The organism is Enterococcus sp. FR204 (genome assembly GCF_031143325.1).
Lineage (GTDB): Bacteria > Bacillota > Bacilli > Lactobacillales > Enterococcaceae > Enterococcus_B > Enterococcus_B faecium.
Genome location: NZ_JAKZIW010000040.1, coordinates 1 through 20085, shown reverse-complemented (window position 1 = coordinate 20085; position 20085 = coordinate 1). Strand labels below are relative to the sequence as shown.

The following is a 20085-nucleotide window of genomic DNA, read 5'->3' as shown; positions in this document are numbered from 1 at the left end:
AAGACTGTGACAAAAGCGTGTCACAGTCTTTTTTTCTACGCCGGATAAATAGAATATTTTTACAAATCTGAATACATTCACCAGTAATAAGCACTTTGAGTGAATTGACGATAAGAATGACGGACCAGACTGCCATAAATGATCAAGAAGACTCCCGTTCCTACCGTAACAAAAAATATAGAGGCACCGATACTACCATCCATATACCACATTAAAGAAGCCAAAAGTGGGAAAAGTGAAAAAATACATAATCCAATTCCTGCAATCAGTGAGAAGCCAAAACTTCGCTGATACTCTTCTTCTTTTTCTTTTGCTTCTGCTAATACTTTTTCAGGTATTTTCCGATGGTGCAAAAAGTGATTTAAACGTGTGATTTTCATACCAGAAGCAATAAAAAAACCGACAGCTAATGCTATACCAAAAATCAGACAAGAAATACCCATGAACACATATCCTGCTGAACAAAAGAAAAGAAAACTTGCAAAAGATAAGCTAATGAATAGAACACCTGATGCCACTTGGAGACTTGCCGCTCTGTATTCTTTCCAGTAGTTTTCTGCTTCGCTTAAATAAATAGAAGCTGTGTTTGTTTCCGTCTCGTCAGCTTGATGTTTTTTTTCGACATCTAGTTCTTCTAATAATTCATCGATTGAACCAAATGTCGAAATTACTGTACCGATGGCCTCCTGTTCATTTTTTCCTTCTCCCATCAATTCATGATAATGGTCTTCCATATTTGCCAACAAATCAGTTTTCAGCTTATCTATCTCGGTACTTTGAGGTACTCCGATAAAAAGACTGTCTAAATAATTACGGATTGTATCCATTTAATTTCCCTCCAAAAATTGATCGACTACGTCTTTCGTCGTCAGCCACTCTTGCTTTTTTTCTTCTAAAAGATTACGCCCTATTTCAGTGATTTTATAATATGTCCGCTTTTTTCCATGAGTCACTTCTCCAGGATACGAAACAATCAGTTGATTCTTTTCTAAACGGGCAAAAACGGAGTAAAGTGTTGTCTCTTTGATCACATAGGAATCATTTGTCCTCTCACGAATCGTTTTAGAAATTTCATATCCATAAGAATCGTTTTTGTTAAGGATCGATAAAATAATCGCATCATTGTATCCGCGTATTCCATCACTTGAAATCATTTTCTTTCCTCCATATTACTCCATCTGTCGTTGTAATTAGAATAGCATGATTACTTCATCAGGTAAAGTAATTTTTTACAAAAAAATAAAAGGAACAGAAAGCAAAAGAAGCGTTATGCTTTTTTGCTTTCTGTTCCCTTAATTTATTTATTTTACAACCATGACGTTACATGATGCGTGGTTGACTACATAGGAAGTAGTGGAACCTACTAGTGCACGTTCTACCGCATTCAGACCTGTCGCCCCCATGACAATCAGATCGATTGGTTCTTTCGATTCATGGAAATTAGCAATCAGTGTCTTTGGATAACCGTAAAGAACATATGTCTCGATATCTGTCAGGCCTTTTTCAATTGCCAAGTTTCGATGTTCTTTCATCTGGTTTTCCGCAACCTCATCCAATTCTTCCTGAAGGCTTGTTGTAACAAATGCAAAATCACCAAAGTAATTGCCTGTTACTTCATTGACATACAGGATGTGCAACGTTGCCTGATTTCGTTTGGCAATCGTGATTGCCTCAAGAAATGCTTTTTCTGCCTTTTCAGAACCATCAATTGCTACTAAAATATTACGATAAGTATCTACCATTGTAAACGCCTCCTTCACTGTTAGTGTAGCACGATTACAGTGTTAGAACAAACATTTTGTGAACGTTTTATCAAAAAATATCAGGCATCAAATCCGTTTTTTTCAGAGACCGTTTTAAACCAGCGACCTGATTTTTTGATCGTCCGTTTACCGTCTTGTGCCAAATCAACAGCGATAAAGCCATAGCGATTCTTATAAGCATTTGTCCAAGACCAGTTGTCCATACATGTCCACATGTGGTAACCCACACAATTGGTTCCTTCTTGGATTGCTTGATGGACGTATTTCAAATGATCCGTAACGAACTCAATCCGGTAATCATCTTCAATAGTTCCTTCGCTGTTAACAAATCGTTCTTCTCCTTCGACCCCCATCCCATTTTCAGAAATATAGCATTTGATATTACCATAGTTTTCTCTTGTATTCGTTAAAATATCATAGATTCCTTTTTCGTAAATTTCCCATCCACGATATGGATTCATTTTTTTATTGGGCATGTCGTAATTATCAAAATAATCATCTGGCATGGGGCTATGTTCGTGATTGATTGGAGTTTCTTTTGCTTTGATTCGACGAGGCTGATAGTAATTGATTCCTAGCAGGTCAATCGTGTTTTCACGGATGAGTTCTAGGTCTCCTTCATGGATCTCTGGCATTATAGCCAATTCTTTGACAATTTCGATCAACTCTTGTGGAAACTCTCCTTTCACTGCAGGGTCAAGGAATGATCGGTTGAAGAATGCGTCAGCGATCTTCGCCGCTTTTACATCTTCTGGGTTCGTTTCATCTCTCGGATAGCTTGGTGTCAGATTCAAGATGATTCCGATCTCACCATCATGTCCGCCTTCATGGTAGGCTTTGATTGCCTTTGCGCTTGCTAGATTCTCATGATAGCCTACTTGGACCGCTTCTTTCATATTGATATGATTTGGATAGTGGAATTGATACAAGTAGCCTCCTTCTACAGGTACGATTGGTTCATTATGAGTAAACCATTTTTTGACCAGATCTCCAAACAGTTCAAAGCACGCTGCTGCATAAGAAACATAAGCGTCGACCGTTTCTCTTGATAACCACCCGCCTTTTTCTTGCAGTGGTAGTGGCATATCGAAATGGTAAAGGTTCACAAAAGGTTCGATACCATTATCCAGCAATTCAGTAAAATAATCTCGATAAAAAGAAACAGCTTTTTGATTGATTTCACCTGTCCCTTCTGGAATCAAACGACTCCATTGGATAGATGTACGAAATGTGTTATGGCCAGTTTCTTTCATTAACTGAACATCTTCTTTGTATTTTGTGTAAACTTGCGAAGTTTTTTCAGGTCCTACTTGATCGAAGAATTTTTCAGGCTCTAATTCATACCAATGATCCCAAATATTTTCTCCTTTACCATCATCACTTACTCTTCCTTCTGTTTGCGGTCCGCTAGCAGCAGAACCCCACCAAAAATTTTCTGGGAATGTGTAGGTTTTCATTTTTTTACTTCCTCTCTTTTTTCTTGATACCGTAATCATAACGAACCCTAAAAAATAAATCAATACTTTTTATAAAAATGACTAGACATTTAAAATTTTTGGCGTTATACTTTGTATGTAATCGATTGCAAATAAATTTGAGGTGAATAAAAATGAACGGTTTTATGGACAAGCTTTCTGAGAAAATCATGCCCTTAGCTAATTTATTAGGGCAAAATCGTTACCTTACAGTGCTGCGGGATGCTTTCATGCTTTCCTTCCCTTTAACGATGTTCGGTTCGATCGTTGTCGTTATCAATAACTTGCCTTTTTTCAGTGACGCAACAAAGGGAACTTTATCGAACTTATTCGGTAATGGGCAAAATGCAACAATGAGCATCATGTCGGTTTTTGTTACTTTTGGTATCGGCTATTATTTATCAAAATCTTATGACGTTGAAGGTATTTTCGGTGGTGCCGTGTCTTTTGCCAGCTTCTTGATTCTTACGCCTTTTGCAATGAAAACCGCTGGCGGTGAAGATGTGACTGGTGTGCTTTCACTTGATCGTCTTGGCGCAAAAGGAATGTTCATTGGAATGATCGCTGCTTTCTTGGCTGGAGAAATCTACTGCAGAATCACGAAACGCGGCTGGCAGATCAAAATGCCTGATGGAGTTCCGCCTGCAGTAACAAAATCATTTGCCGCTTTGATCCCTGCTGTAGTGACACTAACTATTTTCTTAGTAATCAATGCTGTGATGACTGGTATTTTCAATGCTAACTTACATGACGTCGTTTATGAAGTGATCCAAAAACCATTAACTGGTTTGGGAAGTAGTTTACCTGCAACATTGATTGCTTTGTTCTTTGTCCAATTCTTATGGTTCTTCGGACTTCACGGACAAATCATCGTCAACTCTGTAATGGACCCAATTTGGAATACACTGATGCTTGATAACTTAGAAGCTTATCAACATGGAAAAGAATTACCACACATCATCACAAAACCATTCATGGAAACCTTCACTGTTGGTATTGGTGGCTCTGGAATGACTTTAGCTGTCGTTTTATTGATGGCCTTTGTTCTTAAAAAGAAACAGTATCGTGATGTTGGACGATTAGCTTTAGCACCTGGTATTTTCAATGTAAATGAACCAGCGATCTTCGGTCTACCGATCGTATTGAATGCAACAATCCTTATTCCTTGGGTTGTGGCACCTCTAATCGTAACGACGTTCAATTATTTGGTAATGGCTGCTGGACTTGTCCCTGCACCAACTGGCGTCTCTGTTCCATGGACTGTGCCAATCATTGCAAGCGGTGTCTTAGCAACAAATTCATGGCTTGGTGGTATGCTGCAAGTCATCGACTTTGTCATCGTTGCCTTTATCTGGTACCCATTCCTGAAAGTACTAGATAAACAACCAGATTTAGATATTGCTTAATAGATCATTAAGGGGTTGTGACAAAAACTTGTCATGACCTCTTTTTTCGAATAAACAATGTTCCAGATGCTACTTCGAGTTGTCGGAAGCATAATCTTTCGTTATACTCTAGAAGAGGTGAATAACGTGCCAAAATACGAAGAAATCGCAAATATTTTAAGAGAACGTATCCGTTCAAAAGAGTATCCTCCCGATAGTTTTTTGCCTAATCAAGTCGACTTGGTAAAAGAATTTGGTGCGAGCCGGATGACAATCAAAAAAGCCATCAATATCTTAGCAATGGAAGGACTTGTCTATTCGCAGCGAGGATCAGGAACGAAAATCTTGAATCATCCATTTATGCAAAAAGACACATCGCCCGCTAACGAGTATGAAGGTTTGAGTCTCCAAATGAAACGCAGACATCGTTCTTTGAAGAGTCAAATCATTCATTTTGATGTTGAATTCCCTAATCAATATATCCAAGAACGATTGATGATCGATGCCGAGCAACCTGTCTACAATATTCACCGGTTAAGGATCTTAGATGGCGAGCCATATGTTTTAGAGCATACCTTTATGCCAGTCCATCTTGTGCCGGGTTTAAAAAAAGAACATTTGTTAGCCTCTATCTATGATCATCTTCATCAAGAGCTGAATGTCCATTTTGCAGGGGCTTATCGTGCTATTTCTGCAGATAAAAGTGATGAATATGATCAGCAATATTTGAACTGTGCAGAAAACGATCCTGTACTGGAAGTTCAGCAAGTCGTCTATCTCAAAGATGGACAGCCGATTGAATATTCTTCCAGCCGAAACCGATTTGATGTTCGGAACTATTCTGTGCTGGATGTGCGTTCAACTTAAATGAAGAGGTTGTGAAAAAGCCGTTTACCAAGAGATCGTGACAGTGGTAAGCAGTTTCAAGTAACAAGAAGAGATCGTGAAATCAACATTCTATCCTATCCTAAGCATTAGCTCAAAAATGAAAAAATAACTCAGCATAAAAAGACTTATGACCACCCGTAATGATTCTAAAGTTAGCTTTTTTAAGCTAGTTTTTTTGAAATCGATACAGCTAGTCGTAAGTCTTTTTATTTTATTGATCCGTCCCTCCTCTTTTCCATTCTTGGTTCCTTCCTGATACTTTAGAAGACAAATTAATTGCAAAATAGAGATGCACCCTCTATACTATGTCTAAATCAACTACTTACTTTTTGTAAGTTAACAGGAGGAAATTTATCATGGATACACAAATCAGAGGAATTCACCACGTCACAGCAATGACATCTAGCGCTACAAAAATCTACCGCTTTTTTACAGATATTTTAGGAATGCGCTTAATCAAAAAAACAGTTAACCAAGATGACATCGAAACTTACCATCTTTACTTTACAGACGATACTGGTGCGCCAGGAACAGATATGACTTTCTTTGATTTTCCAAATCAGCCAAAAGGAAAAAAAGGAACAGATACGATCTCTCGTGCTTCTTTCCGTGTGCCAAGTGACGCTGCATTAGACTTTTGGTTGGAACGTTTTGAAAAATATGACGTTACTCATTCAGCAATCAATGAACGTTTCGGCAAAAAATATATCGAATTTGAAGATTTCGATAATCAGTATTATCAATTGATCTCTGACGAAAACAATCAAGGTGTAGCAGCTGGCATTCCTTGGAAAAACAGCAATGTACCGACAGAGTTTGCGATCACAGGACTTGGACCTGTCTTTGTCCGTGTCAGTCAATTAGAGCATATCCGCTTGATTCTTGAAAAAATCTTAGGATTCAAAGAAACAGACCATTCAGGAGATTTCTACTTATTTGAAATCGGTGAAGGCGGAAATGGTGCAAGCATCATTATTGAACATCGGACAGACTTGCCAAAAGCAATCGAAGGATTTGGAAATATCCATCACTTAGCATTGCGTGTAGCAGACAAAGAAGCATTGGAATACTGGATTCAAGTAATCAATAAGATTGAATTGCCAAATTCTGGTTTCGTCGATCGTTTCTATTTCCAATCTGAGTACTTCCTAGCCGCTCATCACGTACTGTTTGAATTAGCAACTGATGGTCCTGGATTCCTTGAAGATGAACCAGCAGAATCAGCAGGAGAAAAACTATCTCTTCCTCCATTCTTAGAAGAACGTCGTGAAGCCATTGAAGCCTATGTCCGTCCTTTCGATACAAGTGATGCAAATAAAAAACGTGAATAATCTCTTCATGCTACTTCATTTTTTGCATCTATAGAAACAGAAAAGAGGGAACAAAATGACCTACATTTTTGAAAAAGGAACAAGTGGCAAGCATTTGATCTTACTTCATGGCACAGGTGGCGATGAACATTCTTTACTGGATATCGCTCACTTTCTTGCACCAAACAGTACACTGCTTTCTTTTCGTGGCACGGTCCAAGAAGATGGGATGAATCGTTTTTTCAAGCGTAATGGATTGAATCAATTCGACCTGGACAGTTTGGAAAAAGAAACAGATAAACTCCATGAAAAAATCAAAGAAATCAGCGAAAAAGAACTGATACCGTTAAGTGATTGGCTGCTTGTCGGCTATTCAAATGGCGCAAACATCGCTGCTCATTTATTATTGGAGCGTGAGACCGAGCTAAATAAAGGGTTGTTTTTCCATCCGATGTCTTTAGGTGTTCATCAAAGCCGTTCCACATTAGAGGATAAAACCGTCTGGCTTTCTTATGGTGATAACGATCCAATCGTTTCCCCTGCTTCCTTTAAAGAATTGGCCGATCAATTCGAAACACGCCAAGCAAATGTGACTATTCAGCTAACTGTAACAGGTCATCAGTTGACGATGGACGAAATCGAGCAAGCGAGGGAATGGACAGACCACCTCTTAACTAAATAAAAGAAAAGAACTACGACTTACATAATACAACCTGAAGCAGATATCGATCTGGATCAGATTTTGTGAAAGTCGTAGTTTTTTGTGTCAGATAGGTTAGTCTCCACCAGCTGCAATAACAGATTTATTATAAATAGCCGTTTTATGTTTCAACTCTTCCAATCCCCCGATTTTCTCACCTTTTGAATAAAAACCGTCAGTAATCCCTAATGCTTGAAAAATCGTCTGCTTGTAGGCAATTTCTGCATTCCATTCAACTGTATCAAGGATTTGCAGTGCTTTATGGATAGCTTCGATTCCTGATTCTCCACCTGTGTTGATCAATACGCCATGAGAGTTGAGCAGCAACATATGCGGTAATTCAAGATGCTGTTTTTTTACATAGTCGCTTGTCAATTCAGCAAGTTCTTCAGAGCAATTAGGCTCAAAGTCCATGACAGGAATCTCTTTTACTTTAGCTGTGGCTTCTGTCAAATTAGGCATAGGCAACCCAGTAGTCGCCCAGAACATTGCATTAGGCGCATGAGCATGGAGGACAGCTTTGATAGCTGGATTAGTCTCGTACATCGCTTCATGCATATTGATCTCCCGAGTTAAATGACCGACTCCGTCAACGATTCTACGCGTTCTTGGTTCTACTACTAGAACCTGTGCAGGAGAAATCTCTCCTAGATAGGCTTCTGACATCATGGTCGGCGTCATGATGATGTAGTCTTTCCCTTGATCATCAGTGGTTTTAAAGGAAAAATTCCCTCCTGCGACATTTGTGTTTTTCCTTTCGAAAATCACTCTTACGATACGTGCCATGTCCTGTCGTTCTCTCTCAAATAACATACGTCCATCTGACATAATGACCCCTCCATTATCTTTTTATAAAACTTTTTTCTCTCAATATTTCTTTGGTAGCTTCTTTTATTTTTATTGATTCTTCTATTTTCCGTTTTCTTTTTTCATCGTACTCTCTGAATAAAACGTGATTTCCATATTTATAGATCACTAGTGCGAAAAAAATGACCAATAGATTGATGATGATATTCTGAGTAAAGAGTCCATATAGAAATAGCAGAAGTGTACCACAAAGAGCGACTGTCCATTTTATTTTATCTGTCTCTTCTCTTTTCATTACTTTCCCACCATTTCAATGCTATTTTTGTAGTTCAGCATAACGTTCACTCGGTACTTTCGCTTTTATCATATATTTATAAAGTAGAACAAACAGTCCTAGAAAAATCACGCATCCTACAATAGCGAGAATATTCCTATTAAATGCCTCCGCAAATAAAACCCTGAACTCCGGCCCTTCTATGGATGACCATGTGATCAACTGTCCTTTCTTGATTCCCTCGACTGCTCCGCTTTTTTCTGCTAAATCACTGAGTATTGGCGCAAGGTAAGTGGCCCCGTACAAATAAATAGGCATCGTGAGGATCCCCAAGATCAGCATACGAGCCAAGTTTCCTCCTGTTAAAAGTAATCCGCCGACCGCAATCGAATAGTTGATAATCCCTGCTAATGGTAATACTTGGTTTCCTGGCAAAATAATGGCATAACCAATAAACACAGGAACAAGTAAAATAGCAGTAACCCAAATTTCTGAACGACCAGCTAATATCGGCCAGTCCAATCCGATATATACTTCACGATCCTTAAACCGCTTTTTCATAAATTCTGACATAGCGTCTGCTAGAGGAGACAAAGATTGCATGAACATTCTAGAGATCATAGGAAACAAACTTAATGCTGTAGCTGTTTGGATCGCTAGATTAAGAGAACCTGAAACGCTATACGCAGCAGCAAAGCCAAGCCCCAAGCCAATAATGAATCCCATTACAGAGTTTTCAGAGAAGATCCCAATTTTCTTCTTCAATGCATTCGTATCCGCTCGTTTATTTAAAGCAGGAATTTTATCCATGATCATATTGAAAGGCAGCAATAAGACAGCGGCAGATGTCATAAAATGAGTCACTGTTACTAATGGAATCCCTGTGAGATCTTGTATATGTTTTTGAAACATATCACCAAGCTTTAATTCCAATATAACTTGGACCATTGCAGTAAGAAAGCCTGCAGCCAAACTACCGGAAACATAATAAACTAAATAAGCAGTTAAAGCTTTCCCCCAAACATTCCACATATCAACATTTAACGTCTTCGTCCAATTAAAAAGTAACAGTACAAAATTGACCCCAATCGTTACTGCAAAAAATATAAAAGCATAACTCCACGACCATGTGATGCTTGCTGCACCTGTCCACCCAAGATCAAGTGCAGGCAAACTGATTCCCGTATTTTTAGCCAATGCTTCTGATGCTGGACTTACTGCGTTAGACATATAGCCAATGACCATAGACATTCCGCTAAAAGCAATCCCTAAAGTCAAAGCAGACATGAATGCTTTTTTTAATTTCATCCCTGCCAACAATCCAAGTATCAAAATAATCAGGGGAACAAAAATGGCTGATCCTAAGTTCAAAACATAATTGATAATTGTTTGGAAAACTTCCATAAATAAACCTTCTTTCTTTCGAAATATAGTAAATAAAACTATGAACCAACTTTTTTATCCAACAATCCTCCTTTACTGTACTAACTCTTTGATACTGTCATAAATAGGTTCTACACCCATTCCAGTTAAAAATGGAATTCCTGGAAATACTTCAATACCCAAATCTTTTGCTTGTTCAAGTACTTCGTCATCAGGTTGTGCGACATACACATAGATTCCAGCAGTTAGAAGCTCATTTTGAATCGATTTGTAATCAACTGCTTCTACAGGAAATGCGATGCCGTCATCTTCTAACATACTTTGGATCTTACTAGCGATTGTCTGACTCGTTGCTACTCCACTTCCACATGCGACAATTAACCGATTTTTCATTTTTTCTTCCTCCTAAATATAATTTGTAATAAGTTCGTATATGTTTTGCGGTGTTTCTTGTTTCTTATAATTTTCCACGAATGTTTCATCCATGAATAAATTCATAAACGCTTGAAGTAATCCTACTTGTTCTTTTGGTTCTTTGATTCCTAAAAAAAATAGATTTTCTACAGTCATTTTCTGACTATCCCCCATTTGATAAAAATAAATTGGGTTCTTCAGCTGCATAACAAAAACAAATGGCTTTTCGACATATTCACATTCCGAATGTGGCAGCGCGATATTTAAATACTTAGTAATCAATCCAGTAGGAAATTCTCTTTCTCTTGCAATCAGTCCATTCAAATAATTCTCATTGACGTACCCCATTTTTTCTAATCGTTGTGCAGCGATTAAAAAAGCTTCTTCTTTATTTTTTACTTCTACCGCTAATTGAATCAAACTAGGAACGAACATCTCTTTATATTTCATTCCAACCTCCTCCTTTTTGATTAAGTTTGTTAAATTATTGTTCTACTAAGTTCATCTTTGTTTTACAAGAACATTATATTTCTGTTAGTCTGCTTTGTCAACGCTTTCAAAAGAAATTTATTTTGTTAAATTTGATCTACTTGAAAATAAAATCGTTTATCTATATAATTAAGAAGAACAAAGTCGAACAAAAATTGACTTTTATGTTAAAGGAGTAATTCATATGCTGAAAAAAGAAAGACAAGAACGAATCATTACGTTATTAGAGAAAGATTTTTATTTAACTAATTCAGAAATCGCTAACAAATTAGGCGTATCAGAAATGACCATACGCCGAGATGTCACTGAATTAGCAAAAAAAAATAAAGTAAAAAAGCTATATGGTGGCGTTGAACGAAAGGAACCTTATAATCGAGAACTATCGACTCAAGAAAAGATTGATACGAATGTAGCCGAAAAAAAATATATTGGTCAAGTCATGAACAGTATGATTCCCGATAATTCTACTATTTATGTCGGTGCTGGAACAACGATCCTATATGCACTTCCTTTCATTCAAAAGAAAAATCTATTTGTAATTACAAACAGTTTGATTGCTTTCAACTATTTAAAGAATCATACAAGTTATCGGATTTTACTTACTGGTGGCGAATTTTCTCCTATTACAGAAGAGTTCATTGGGGAAGTTGCAGAAAGATCTTTTGAAAGTTTGAATGTCGATATCTCTTTCGCTGCAACAAACGGCATATTTGATAACAATGTGACAACCGCTCAATTTATTGAGGGAAATATTCAGAACGCAGCGCTCAATGCAGCAAAAATCAAATGCATTGTTGCAGATTATTCAAAATTAAATAAATCAGACGTCTATACTTTTAGAAAATTAACCGATTTTGATTATCTAATAACCGATAATCATTTATCAGAACAGGATTTCAATCATTATTCAAAATACTTAACAATATTAAAGGAGCCCAAAAATGATACTGACAATCACGATGAACCCATCCATTGATTCCATTTATTTTACAAAACACTTTGAATTAGGTACGATGACACGCTTTGATTCTCCGGTACGCTATGTAGGCGGCAAGGGAATCAATTGCGGACGAGCTTCTGCTCTACTAGGTTCATCAGTTATTTTAACGGGGTTTTTGGGCGGTTATTTTGGCGGTATGATTCAAGATATGCTGAAAAATGAAAATTTGTTTGATTTGCATTTTTTACCTATTGCAGAAGAATCAAGAGGTGCCGTCACGATCATGCATGATGATGAAACGCAGACAGAGCTAGTGGAAGCTGGTCCTGAAATAGCAGATACTACTATCAAAAAATTAATGAATGATATCAAACAAATCAGTAAAAATAATTACATTTCAGTCATTACAATAAATGGTTCTGTTAACAATCCAGATCCCTTTTTGTATGCTAAATTATTACAATATATCAAAGAACAAATAGATCCTTCCACCTATATATTAATGGATATATCTGGACAACATCTCCGTGAAGTCTTAGCAAGTAAGTATAAACCGATGTTCATCAAACCTAATATCCATGAGTTTTCAGATATCATCCATCAAAAAATTACTCAAAAAAGCGACATAAAACACCATCTAAAAACAAATCCACTATTTAAAGATATCGATGTTATCATGATTTCTTGCGGCTCGTATGGTGCAGTAGTCAAAGTAAAAGAAGAATTTTGGAATGTTGAGATCCCTAAGATTCCTATCATTAATACAACAGGCTCTGGGGATGCCACTGTTGGAGGTTTTGCTCATTCATTAGAACAGAATTATCCTTTAAAAGAATGTGTAAGGTACGCAATGGCTTGCGGCATGTCGAATGCACAGCAATCAGAAGTCGGGAAAGTTATCCCAGCTGATGTAAAAAATTTAGCAAAAAATATTAAAATCACAGAAATGAAATAAATAGTACAAAGTAAATAATTGTTTATATGAAATGAGACACAAAGAGACTGTGACAAAAAACATGTGTACCGACCCCCAAAAGTTAGATTTTTTGGTCTAACTTTTGGGGGTCAGTACACTGTCACACTATCTAATCCATATGATTTAGCTAGATCCGAACCCATAACAAAAGTTGCATAAATAGCCATCAATCCCATCGTCATCCTAAAGGGTAAAACAATTGTTGCCGAATAAGGGGCAATAAATTCATTCCATCCAGGAAACGGTAAATTGATAAAGACCATAAAAAATGTCCCAATCAAAATCAATGACAATGTTGAAACAACCCCATTACGAATTGCTAATAAATGACGCTGTGTACCAATTTTTGCCATTGGTGGGACAAGTTTCTCTTCGACCCATTTCATCAGCTTTTCCACTAAAACCACTCCTTTTCAATAAAATATGAACCATTCATTGCATGACAACGCAAAGAATGTTCATAACTAATTATATAATTAAGAAATTTTATTTCAATATATTCTCTTAAATAATCAAATTTATTTTTAAGAATCCTGAAAATAAGTTTTCTAAATCATAGGAGCAACAAAAAAATTCGATAATTAACAAAAATCAAAATGATTAAATCTAGTGATTGAAACATATCATTTCAAAAAAATTTTGTAAATTCACCCATAAATATCACCCTATTTAACTTTTTTCATCGTACACTAAAATTCAAAACAACTATCTTTAATCTTTACTTCTTGGTTTTGTTTTAATAAATTTCCTTCAAAAATGCCTGGAGAAACTACAATGATCACCGTATCTTTTTGTGCTTGCTCCAACTTCTTCAAATCTATAATAGCTAACAGTTTCCCTTCTTTTACCTCCTGGTTACTTTCAACCCGTATCTGAAACGGACTTCCTTCGAGTTCAACCGTATCTAAACCCATATGGATCAGTATTTTTCTGCCAGATTCACTTTCGATCGTTATGGCAAGTCGGGTAGGAAATATATTATCGATTATTCCTTTAACTGGCGCATGGATATATCCATCATGATTCGTTATAGCGTATCCGACTCCTATCATTTTTGAAGAAAAGACCTCGTCTTTTACTGCTGTTAATGGAATAATTTGACCACTAGCTACAGCTTTTAGAATGTTTCTTGTTTTAAAGAAATGCACTTTTTATCACCTCTACTTTAATGCTGGCCAATATTTTTTGTTTACTTTGATCATTTCATCTAGTATTTTTTTTGCGACTCTGGCATTTGGTACGGTTTGATTCAATGTAAATGCTTGTAAAGCTTTTTGATAAGAACCTTCAAAGTAAGCATCTACTAGTAACTTCTCTGCTGCAACTTGTGCCTCCATCAATCCTTTATGAAAATCACTGATTGGTTTTCTTAGTGTAATTGGCTCCACACCAGTTGCACCAACATATGCCGGTATTTCAACAACTGCATCTGACCGTAGATTCGGAATCGCCCCTTGATTAGGAACGATTAGCATAAAGCGACGACGATCATCATTCAACAAGGAAATAGCTATATCGACGATATATTGTCCATGCTCCCCAAAATTAAAGTTCAATACTTCTTCCACAATACCGCGGCGTATTTTATCAGCCATTTCTTTGGTATTTTTCTCTCGTCCATCCATGACCATATTAGCACGTGTATACTCTTTGTCAGTATGCTCAACGACCATATCAGGATATAAGTAATACTCTAAGTAATTATTCGGGATATTACTTGGAAAATTTTTCGTGATGACTGACATCATTTGAAAGGTTTTTTGCCAAGTTTTGTCTCCTATATTAAAATCGGCGACTTGCATTTCTTTTGTTATTAGTTTTTCAATAATCTCTGGCATAATTTCTCGTTGCAATTCTTTATCATAAATCGATGTATACCAGCCAAAGTGGTTTAAACCATAATACGTAACGATCCAATCCTTACGATCATAACCGTAATTCACTGCAATCGTTTCTTCAATTGAAATAGTCATATCACAGGCATTAATCATTTTTACATTCGGATATTTACGACGAACAGCTTCAGAAACGATCGACTCTGGATTTGTATAATTCAAAATCCATGCTTTGGGGGCATAGTCTTGTATATGATCGACAATTTCCAATAAACCTTTGATTGAGCGCATCCCATAAGCAAATCCTCCGAGTCCACACGTTTCTTGTCCTACTAATCCATGTTTAAGTGGAATCTTTTCGTCCTTTTCTCGCATCTCCAATCCTCCAACACGAATTTGTGAGAAAACAAAATCGCATCCTGTAAAAGCAAGCTTTGGATCATCCGTTGCACGAATGCGAATATTTGAAAAACCTTTTCTTTTCAGCATAAATTTAACAATCAAGTACATATCCATATTTCTTTCTTCATCAATATCATATAAACGTATTTCAGATAATGGCAACCGTTTTTCATTGTTCAAAATGGCTTGAACGATTCCTGGTGTATACGTACTCCCGCCTCCAGCTATAGTGATAATCTGTTTTTTCATCATCATCTTTTCCTTTCTATTCTTCTAATAATTTATTGAATTCTGCCATAACATAAGTCACTTCTAAGCCGATGATAATTTGATAATTTTTTTCAGTTGGTTTAATGATCCCGCTTATCCCTAATTGCTTGATTCGCTGTTCCTCGACCATGGTGGGATCCACTACCTCTACCCGTAGGCGTGTATTACAACTATAGACATCCAGGATATTGGCTTTTCCTCCAAACGCTTGTAGCATTTTTGTTGCCATATATTCATAATTTTTACTTGCTAACCCTAACTCTGTTTCTTCTAAGGTTACTTCATTGCCAAACTCTGCCTTAGCTTCACGTCCTAATGTCTGAATGTTTCTCTTATTGATCAAATAATAAAAAGTAACGTAATACAAGGCAAAAAAGAAAATTCCGATTGGAAGAATCAAAATAGCATTGGTAGCGATTCGAAAATTGATGAGATAATCAACAATACATGCTCCGAATGTAAAACTAATTCGTATATTGAATAAGTAACATACAATCCCTGCTAAACCGGCAAAAAGTGCATGGATCACGTACAACATAGGAGAAAGAAACATGAAACTAAATTCAACAGGCTCAGTGATATTTGCAATAAATGAAGTTCCTGCACCGCTTCCCATGATTCCTTTGACCATCTCTTTATTTTCTTTATAAGCTGCTTTATAGATAGCTAGACATATAGCTGGTATACCAAACATCATTACTACAAAAAAACCTGATAAAAACAGTCCAGCCTGAGGATCTCCGTTGATAAAGCGTGTCATCTCTCCTCTGAAAACTTCCTTGCTAGGAGATGTATAGCTTCCTAAATCGTAATAAATATACGTATTCAACACATGGTGCAGTCCAAAGGGGATCAGCAAACGATTCAAAAACATAAATATCCCCACACCTAATGCCCCCATATCAACGAGCAGTTTTGCAAAATTATCAATCCCAATTTGGATGAGCGGCCAGATAAAGCCCAAAAAAACAGCTGCGATTGTTTGTAGAATCATCACCATAGTCAATGGGAATTTTTCGCCCGCAAAATAAGAAAAAACTACTGGTAATTTTTGTTCTTTAAAGCGATTATACGTCCATGCCGCTACTAAACCGGAAATAATTCCACCAAAAATCCCCATATTCACTTCTGGGTCCATAATTTCTAAGCCTTTTTTCAAGGTAGCAATCGCTAAAAAACCAGTAAGTGCAGGTATTCCTTTGTCCTTATTTTTGACAAAACCGATTGCAACTCCTATAGCAAATAAGATATCCAAGTTTCCAAAAACGGCATTTCCAGCTGCACCGATTACTGGGATGTTCAGCATATCATCAGCTGATAAACGCATGATCAATCCCGCTAATGGCATCGCTGCAACTGGAAGTAGCATCGCTCTTCCAAGTTTCTGCACATTTGATTTAACATTCATTTTTATTCCTCCTCTATTAAATATCCTCATATGTTACTAACTCAATCAAAGAATCATTTTTCACTTTTTGAGAAAATGCTGAATGAATTAAAAATTCGACTTGGTGGGTACGAGGATACACAAAACTTGAACCATTTAACAATTCCTGATCCAAATACGCTGCGTGACACATGACTTCGATCGTTTTATCTTCTCTCAATATCATGAGTAAACTTGCCAAATATTCTTCCACACTCGTATTGATTTGTCGTTTTTTTTCATCAGTTTCTCCTACGACATCGAAACAAGGCTCAAAATAATCGACATGACGAACTTCATCTTTTCGTTCAAAGTTGCTCCGAACCGGCAAATCATATTTTTTTGCTAATGTAACAACTACCTCCTGATTTTCATCCAAAGTATGAGTATGATGATGACTGTCTAAATGAGTTGGTATGATCCCCGCATGATAAATTTTTTGAATCTGAGCATTCCATTCCTGATACAGTTGATCTTTGTCAATGTTAAATGGATGCTGATAATAAGATAAGGATCTGAACTCTCCGCTTTCGATAAGAGTATCGACAGTTTTGAGAAGTGGTTTGCCACACGTCAATGTTAAATGGACTCCTACACCTAGCCTAGGCATTTCCTTTCTTAGTTTCACAGCGTGCTCGAAACCCGGCATATTTGCCATCAATGTAGTTGATGTCAAAATTCCTCGCTGATAAGCATCCATAATCCCATAATTCACACCATGGCTATAGCCAAAATCATCCGAATTAAAAATCACTTTTCCCATTTCATTCTCCTTCTTTTTTCTACTAAAATAGGCGCAACCAAATAATCATAGTCCATTTACTATGTGTCATTTGGTTGCGCCTATAGATAGTTACGCCCTTATTTTAATAGATTCGTGCTAGATGAATTGCCAAATAGATGATTTCATTTTCTTGAATGGCAAGTTGAAATGGCTGTTCGATGATATCTTTAATCTTTAGTGCTGTACAATACGCTTTGCTATGTTTAAATGTTTCAGTAAAAAAACCAATATTTTCTACTGGCGTTTCTTCCTGATAAATCAAGCGTTTAACCAGGAATTTGATATGAACCATTAAGCGATGATAAGTCAGTGATTCTTTATCATAAACGTTTGAATAGGATTTTTCTAGATGGGACAAAATCGTGGTCGTCATTTCTACTATTTTTAAGCTCTTTAAACTATTAGGCTCTCCTAGCTCAGCATTAATGATATGCATAGTGATGAATCCTACTTCATTTGACCCTAACTCGGTTTGATATCGATGATTGATTCGCTCGACCACTTCTATTGCTATATCATATTCATTTGGATAAAGGAATCTCATTTCTGGCAACATAATTGCTGTGACATCTCTATCTTCTCTTTTTCGTTGAATAGCAAAATAAATATGATCTGTCAATGTAATATAGATATTTGAATCTAATGGAGAGGAGATCCTAGCTGTTATCAGTTCAATCACTTCTTCCGCAAAATCCATAAATTCGATTGGAATCTGCGAGACTATCTCACTGAATCGTTTGATCTTTTCTTTAGAATCTAATACAAATAATTTGTCAGCATCCTCAACATCAAATGGCTTACTCACTTTAGCAGAAAAGCCAATCCCTTTCCCCATCGCAATTTTTTCTATTCCATCGTCATCGATCAATACAGCATTATGATTCAGCTTTTTCATCACATACACCGTTAATTCACCTCCTCTATATGATAAAACAAAACAACTTGCAGACTCCTTCATACATATTTTTGTCTCCAAACAATTTTTAAAGACAAAAAACGACCTAAGAAAGAACCCTTTCTTAGGTCGTGCCTAATTGAATAGTAGCACCCTACATAATTTACAAAAATAGTTTAACACATAATAAAAGCGTTATCAATATCTTTTTTACTCGTTTTATGATAATACTTGTATCGAATTGATTTGGAGGTAATTACATAAAAACAAAAAAAATATAGCAACTCTCTATAAGAAAGTTGCTATATTGATAATTATACCGGCGGCCGGGGTCGAACCGGCACGTCCTCAACGGACACTGGATTTTGAGTCCAGCGCGTCTGCCAATTCCGCCACGCCGGCAAATTTAAAAATAATAACTGGGGTAGCTGGATTCGAACCAACGCATGAGGGAGTCAAAGTCCCTTGCCTTACCGCTTGGCTATACCCCAAGAATAAAGGGCGAATGATGGGAATCGAACCCACGAATGCCGGAGCCACAATCCGGTGCGTTAACCACTTCGCCACATTCGCCATCATAAAAGATGTTATTTAATTTCTCAATAAAAAACTAAGATGAAGACATCTTAGTCAATACCGGCGGCCGGGGTCGAACCGGCACGCCCTCAACGGGCACTGGATTTTGAGTCCAGCGCGTCTGCCAATTCCGCCACGCCGGCAAGTTGATTTATTAGTACTAAGGCGGTAACCGGATTTGAACCGGTGATGAAGGTTTTGCAGACCTCTGCCTTACCACTTGGCTATACCGCCATTATACTATTATCAATCTATAAAATAAAGAATAAATTATAGAAACTGGGGTAGCTGGATTCGAACCAACGCATGAGGGAGTCAAAGTCCCTTGCCTTACCGCTTGGCTATACCCCAAGAATAAAAAGGGCGAATGATGGGAATCGAACCCACGAATGCCGGAGCCACAATCCGGTGCGTTAACCACTTCGCCACATTCGCCATGGCAGGGGCAGCAGGAATTGAACCCACACTAACGGTTTTGGAGACCGCTGTTCTACCTTTAAACTATGCCCCTATAAAATGGAGGAGAGTGGATTCGAACCACTGAACCCTAAGGAACGGATTTACAGTCCGTCGCGTTTAGCCACTTCGCTACTCCTCCATGGTGGCGCGGGACAGAATCGAACTGCCGACACACGGAGCTTCAATCCGTTGCTCTACCAACTGAGCTACCGCGCCATATTTTAAAATTATTAATTGAATAACAAGAACGACGGTTCCGACGGGAATCGAACCCGCGATCTCCTGCGTGACAGGCAGGCATGTTAACCCCTACACCACGGAACCAGTTCATTATGGAGGTTAACGGGATCGAACCGCTGACCCTCTGCTTGTAAGGCAGATGCTCTCCCAGCTGAGCTAAACCTCCAACATTCAATTAAAATGACCCGTACGGGATTCGAACCCGTGTTACCGCCGTGAAAGGGCGGTGTCTTAACCGCTTGACCAACGGGCCAGGTAAATTTGCTACGGAGAGTAAGGGATTCGAACCCTTGAGACAGTTTGCACCATCTACATGATTTCCAATCATGCTCCTTCGGCCTCTCGGACAACTCTCCAGAGTGAAAGAAGCTCAATACTCTTTCTCAAAATGAGA

General features: G+C 37.5%; 20 protein-coding genes, 14 tRNA genes and 1 pseudogene. 6 read left to right on the top strand and 29 right to left on the bottom strand.

Going from position 1 to position 20085, the window contains the following annotated elements:
- Positions 1–77: 77 nt before the first annotated feature.
- From RG571_RS09445 to RG571_RS09430, 4 genes are all read right to left on the bottom strand, one after another.
- Positions 78–827, bottom strand: coding sequence for a permease prefix domain 1-containing protein (locus RG571_RS09445; RefSeq protein ID WP_002289470.1), 750 nt, complete (start codon positions 825–827; stop codon positions 78–80).
- Entirely contained in the window at positions 828–1154 is a 327-nt protein-coding gene (locus tag RG571_RS09440; protein ID WP_002289468.1) for a PadR family transcriptional regulator, read from the bottom strand.
- Positions 1155–1301: 147 nt separating this feature from the next.
- Positions 1302–1742, bottom strand: a complete 441-nt coding sequence (locus RG571_RS09435) for a universal stress protein (RefSeq protein WP_002289467.1) — start codon at positions 1740–1742, stop codon at positions 1302–1304.
- Positions 1743–1822: 80 nt separating this feature from the next.
- Positions 1823–3220 carry a glycoside hydrolase family 1 protein gene (locus tag RG571_RS09430; protein ID WP_002323562.1) on the bottom strand — a complete coding sequence of 466 codons (1398 nt, stop codon included), beginning with the start codon at positions 3218–3220 and terminating at the stop codon, positions 1823–1825.
- A gap of 152 nt (positions 3221–3372) precedes the next feature.
- Between RG571_RS09430 and celB the strand changes: the two genes are divergently transcribed.
- The 4 genes from celB (at position 3373) to RG571_RS09410 (ending at position 7503) form a co-directional block, all read left to right on the top strand.
- Positions 3373–4644: a PTS cellobiose transporter subunit IIC gene (gene celB, locus RG571_RS09425; protein WP_002294365.1), complete on the top strand. Its 1272-nt coding sequence runs from the start codon at positions 3373–3375 to the stop codon at positions 4642–4644.
- A gap of 126 nt (positions 4645–4770) precedes the next feature.
- Entirely contained in the window at positions 4771–5490 is a 720-nt protein-coding gene (locus RG571_RS09420) for a GntR family transcriptional regulator (protein ID WP_002294363.1), read from the top strand.
- A 377-nt stretch (positions 5491–5867) separates the two neighbouring features.
- Entirely contained in the window at positions 5868–6842 is a 975-nt protein-coding gene (locus RG571_RS09415; RefSeq protein ID WP_002288275.1) for a ring-cleaving dioxygenase, read from the top strand.
- Between the two features lie 55 nt (positions 6843–6897).
- The gene (locus tag RG571_RS09410; protein WP_002297939.1) at positions 6898–7503 is read left to right on the top strand and encodes an alpha/beta hydrolase; all 606 of its coding nucleotides are present in this window, start codon (positions 6898–6900) and stop codon (positions 7501–7503) included.
- Between the two features lie 93 nt (positions 7504–7596).
- Here the strand turns inward: RG571_RS09410 and RG571_RS09405 are convergent, their stop codons facing one another.
- From RG571_RS09405 to RG571_RS09385, 5 genes are all read right to left on the bottom strand, one after another.
- Positions 7597–8349, bottom strand: a complete 753-nt coding sequence (locus RG571_RS09405; RefSeq protein WP_002288278.1) for a class II aldolase/adducin family protein — start codon at positions 8347–8349, stop codon at positions 7597–7599.
- 13 nt (positions 8350–8362) lie between these two features.
- The gene (locus RG571_RS09400; RefSeq protein ID WP_002291816.1) at positions 8363–8623 is read right to left on the bottom strand and encodes a hypothetical protein; all 261 of its coding nucleotides are present in this window, start codon (positions 8621–8623) and stop codon (positions 8363–8365) included.
- Between the two features lie 21 nt (positions 8624–8644).
- On the bottom strand, positions 8645–10006 hold the full coding sequence (locus RG571_RS09395; protein ID WP_258430625.1) for a PTS galactitol transporter subunit IIC: 1362 nt from the start codon (positions 10004–10006) through the stop codon (positions 8645–8647).
- Between the two features lie 72 nt (positions 10007–10078).
- Entirely contained in the window at positions 10079–10378 is a 300-nt protein-coding gene (locus RG571_RS09390; protein WP_308947798.1) for a PTS sugar transporter subunit IIB, read from the bottom strand.
- 12 nt (positions 10379–10390) lie between these two features.
- Entirely contained in the window at positions 10391–10849 is a 459-nt protein-coding gene (locus RG571_RS09385; protein ID WP_002339438.1) for a PTS sugar transporter subunit IIA, read from the bottom strand.
- Positions 10850–11072: 223 nt separating this feature from the next.
- On the opposite strand from RG571_RS09385, the gene RG571_RS09380 reads away from it, so the two are divergent.
- Together RG571_RS09380 and RG571_RS09375 are read left to right on the top strand one after the other, a co-directional pair.
- Entirely contained in the window at positions 11073–11864 is a 792-nt protein-coding gene (locus tag RG571_RS09380; RefSeq protein ID WP_002306971.1) for a DeoR/GlpR family DNA-binding transcription regulator, read from the top strand.
- Positions 11830–12783, top strand: coding sequence for a 1-phosphofructokinase family hexose kinase (locus tag RG571_RS09375; protein WP_308947653.1), 954 nt, complete (start codon positions 11830–11832; stop codon positions 12781–12783). The genes RG571_RS09380 and RG571_RS09375 overlap by 35 nt, the downstream gene beginning before the upstream one ends.
- A 119-nt stretch (positions 12784–12902) precedes the next feature.
- On the opposite strand, the pseudogene RG571_RS09370 reads toward RG571_RS09375, so the two are convergent.
- From RG571_RS09370 to RG571_RS09275, 20 genes and pseudogenes are all read right to left on the bottom strand, one after another.
- Positions 12903–13202 (bottom strand): annotated as a pseudogene (locus tag RG571_RS09370) (PTS sugar transporter subunit IIC); the annotation flags it as partial.
- Positions 13203–13493: 291 nt separating this feature from the next.
- Complete coding sequence (locus tag RG571_RS09365) at positions 13494–13952, bottom strand: PTS glucose transporter subunit IIA (RefSeq protein ID WP_131774355.1); 459 nt, start codon at positions 13950–13952, stop codon at positions 13494–13496.
- A 12-nt stretch (positions 13953–13964) separates the two neighbouring features.
- Complete coding sequence (locus RG571_RS09360; RefSeq protein ID WP_185938771.1) at positions 13965–15296, bottom strand: maltose-6'-phosphate glucosidase; 1332 nt, start codon at positions 15294–15296, stop codon at positions 13965–13967.
- Positions 15297–15306: 10 nt separating this feature from the next.
- Positions 15307–16749, bottom strand: a complete 1443-nt coding sequence (locus tag RG571_RS09355) for a PTS transporter subunit EIIC (protein ID WP_308947654.1) — start codon at positions 16747–16749, stop codon at positions 15307–15309.
- Positions 16736–17500 (bottom strand): carbohydrate deacetylase, encoded by a 765-nt coding sequence (locus RG571_RS09350; RefSeq protein WP_002339446.1) that lies wholly within the window; start codon positions 17498–17500, stop codon positions 16736–16738. Before RG571_RS09350 ends, RG571_RS09355 begins: the two co-directional genes overlap by 14 nt.
- A gap of 103 nt (positions 17501–17603) precedes the next feature.
- On the bottom strand, positions 17604–18479 hold the full coding sequence (locus tag RG571_RS09345) for a PRD domain-containing protein (protein WP_025478811.1): 876 nt from the start codon (positions 18477–18479) through the stop codon (positions 17604–17606).
- A gap of 254 nt (positions 18480–18733) precedes the next feature.
- Positions 18734–18818: transfer RNA gene (locus RG571_RS09340), tRNA-Leu, on the bottom strand.
- Positions 18819–18835: 17 nt separating this feature from the next.
- Positions 18836–18907, bottom strand: a tRNA-Gln gene (locus RG571_RS09335).
- A gap of 9 nt (positions 18908–18916) precedes the next feature.
- Positions 18917–18989: transfer RNA gene (locus RG571_RS09330), tRNA-His, on the bottom strand.
- A gap of 61 nt (positions 18990–19050) precedes the next feature.
- A tRNA-Leu gene (locus RG571_RS09325) sits at positions 19051–19135 on the bottom strand.
- 20 nt (positions 19136–19155) lie between these two features.
- A tRNA-Cys gene (locus RG571_RS09320) sits at positions 19156–19226 on the bottom strand.
- A 45-nt stretch (positions 19227–19271) separates the two neighbouring features.
- Positions 19272–19343 (bottom strand) — tRNA-Gln (locus RG571_RS09315).
- Between the two features lie 11 nt (positions 19344–19354).
- Positions 19355–19427: transfer RNA gene (locus tag RG571_RS09310), tRNA-His, on the bottom strand.
- 2 nt (positions 19428–19429) lie between these two features.
- Positions 19430–19503: transfer RNA gene (locus RG571_RS09305), tRNA-Trp, on the bottom strand.
- Between the two features lie 6 nt (positions 19504–19509).
- Positions 19510–19590: transfer RNA gene (locus RG571_RS09300), tRNA-Tyr, on the bottom strand.
- Between the two features lies 1 nt (position 19591).
- Positions 19592–19667: transfer RNA gene (locus RG571_RS09295), tRNA-Phe, on the bottom strand.
- Positions 19668–19702: 35 nt separating this feature from the next.
- Positions 19703–19775: transfer RNA gene (locus RG571_RS09290), tRNA-Asp, on the bottom strand.
- A gap of 9 nt (positions 19776–19784) precedes the next feature.
- Positions 19785–19857 (bottom strand) — tRNA-Val (locus RG571_RS09285).
- Positions 19858–19872: 15 nt separating this feature from the next.
- A tRNA-Glu gene (locus RG571_RS09280) sits at positions 19873–19944 on the bottom strand.
- A gap of 14 nt (positions 19945–19958) precedes the next feature.
- Positions 19959–20047, bottom strand: a tRNA-Ser gene (locus RG571_RS09275).
- Positions 20048–20085: the final 38 nt, after the last annotated feature.

Excerpts from the sequence above, each read along its gene's own strand:
- RG571_RS09385 (WP_002339438.1), bottom strand. The coding sequence starts at position 10,849 with ATGAAATATAAAGAGATGTTCGTTCCTAGTTTGATTCAATTAGCGGTA.
- RG571_RS09410 (WP_002297939.1), top strand. The coding sequence starts at position 6,898 with ATGACCTACATTTTTGAAAAAGGAACAAGTGGCAAGCATTTGATCTTA.
- RG571_RS09435 (WP_002289467.1), bottom strand. The coding sequence starts at position 1,742 with ATGGTAGATACTTATCGTAATATTTTAGTAGCAATTGATGGTTCTGAA.
- celB (WP_002294365.1), top strand. The coding sequence starts at position 3,373 with ATGAACGGTTTTATGGACAAGCTTTCTGAGAAAATCATGCCCTTAGCT.
- RG571_RS09405 (WP_002288278.1), bottom strand. The coding sequence starts at position 8,349 with ATGTCAGATGGACGTATGTTATTTGAGAGAGAACGACAGGACATGGCA.
- RG571_RS09350 (WP_002339446.1), bottom strand. The coding sequence starts at position 17,500 with ATGGGAAAAGTGATTTTTAATTCGGATGATTTTGGCTATAGCCATGGT.
- RG571_RS09355 (WP_308947654.1), bottom strand. The coding sequence starts at position 16,749 with ATGAGGATATTTAATAGAGGAGGAATAAAAATGAATGTTAAATCAAAT.
- RG571_RS09415 (WP_002288275.1), top strand. The coding sequence starts at position 5,868 with ATGGATACACAAATCAGAGGAATTCACCACGTCACAGCAATGACATCT.
- RG571_RS09440 (WP_002289468.1), bottom strand. The coding sequence starts at position 1,154 with ATGATTTCAAGTGATGGAATACGCGGATACAATGATGCGATTATTTTA.
- RG571_RS09400 (WP_002291816.1), bottom strand. The coding sequence starts at position 8,623 with ATGAAAAGAGAAGAGACAGATAAAATAAAATGGACAGTCGCTCTTTGT.
- RG571_RS09375 (WP_308947653.1), top strand. The coding sequence starts at position 11,830 with ATGATACTGACAATCACGATGAACCCATCCATTGATTCCATTTATTTT.
- RG571_RS09380 (WP_002306971.1), top strand. The coding sequence starts at position 11,073 with ATGCTGAAAAAAGAAAGACAAGAACGAATCATTACGTTATTAGAGAAA.
- RG571_RS09390 (WP_308947798.1), bottom strand. The coding sequence starts at position 10,378 with ATGAAAAATCGGTTAATTGTCGCATGTGGAAGTGGAGTAGCAACGAGT.
- RG571_RS09445 (WP_002289470.1), bottom strand. The coding sequence starts at position 827 with ATGGATACAATCCGTAATTATTTAGACAGTCTTTTTATCGGAGTACCT.
- RG571_RS09360 (WP_185938771.1), bottom strand. The coding sequence starts at position 15,296 with ATGATGATGAAAAAACAGATTATCACTATAGCTGGAGGCGGGAGTACG.
- RG571_RS09395 (WP_258430625.1), bottom strand. The coding sequence starts at position 10,006 with ATGGAAGTTTTCCAAACAATTATCAATTATGTTTTGAACTTAGGATCA.
- RG571_RS09345 (WP_025478811.1), bottom strand. The coding sequence starts at position 18,479 with ATGAAGGAGTCTGCAAGTTGTTTTGTTTTATCATATAGAGGAGGTGAA.
- RG571_RS09430 (WP_002323562.1), bottom strand. The coding sequence starts at position 3,220 with ATGAAAACCTACACATTCCCAGAAAATTTTTGGTGGGGTTCTGCTGCT.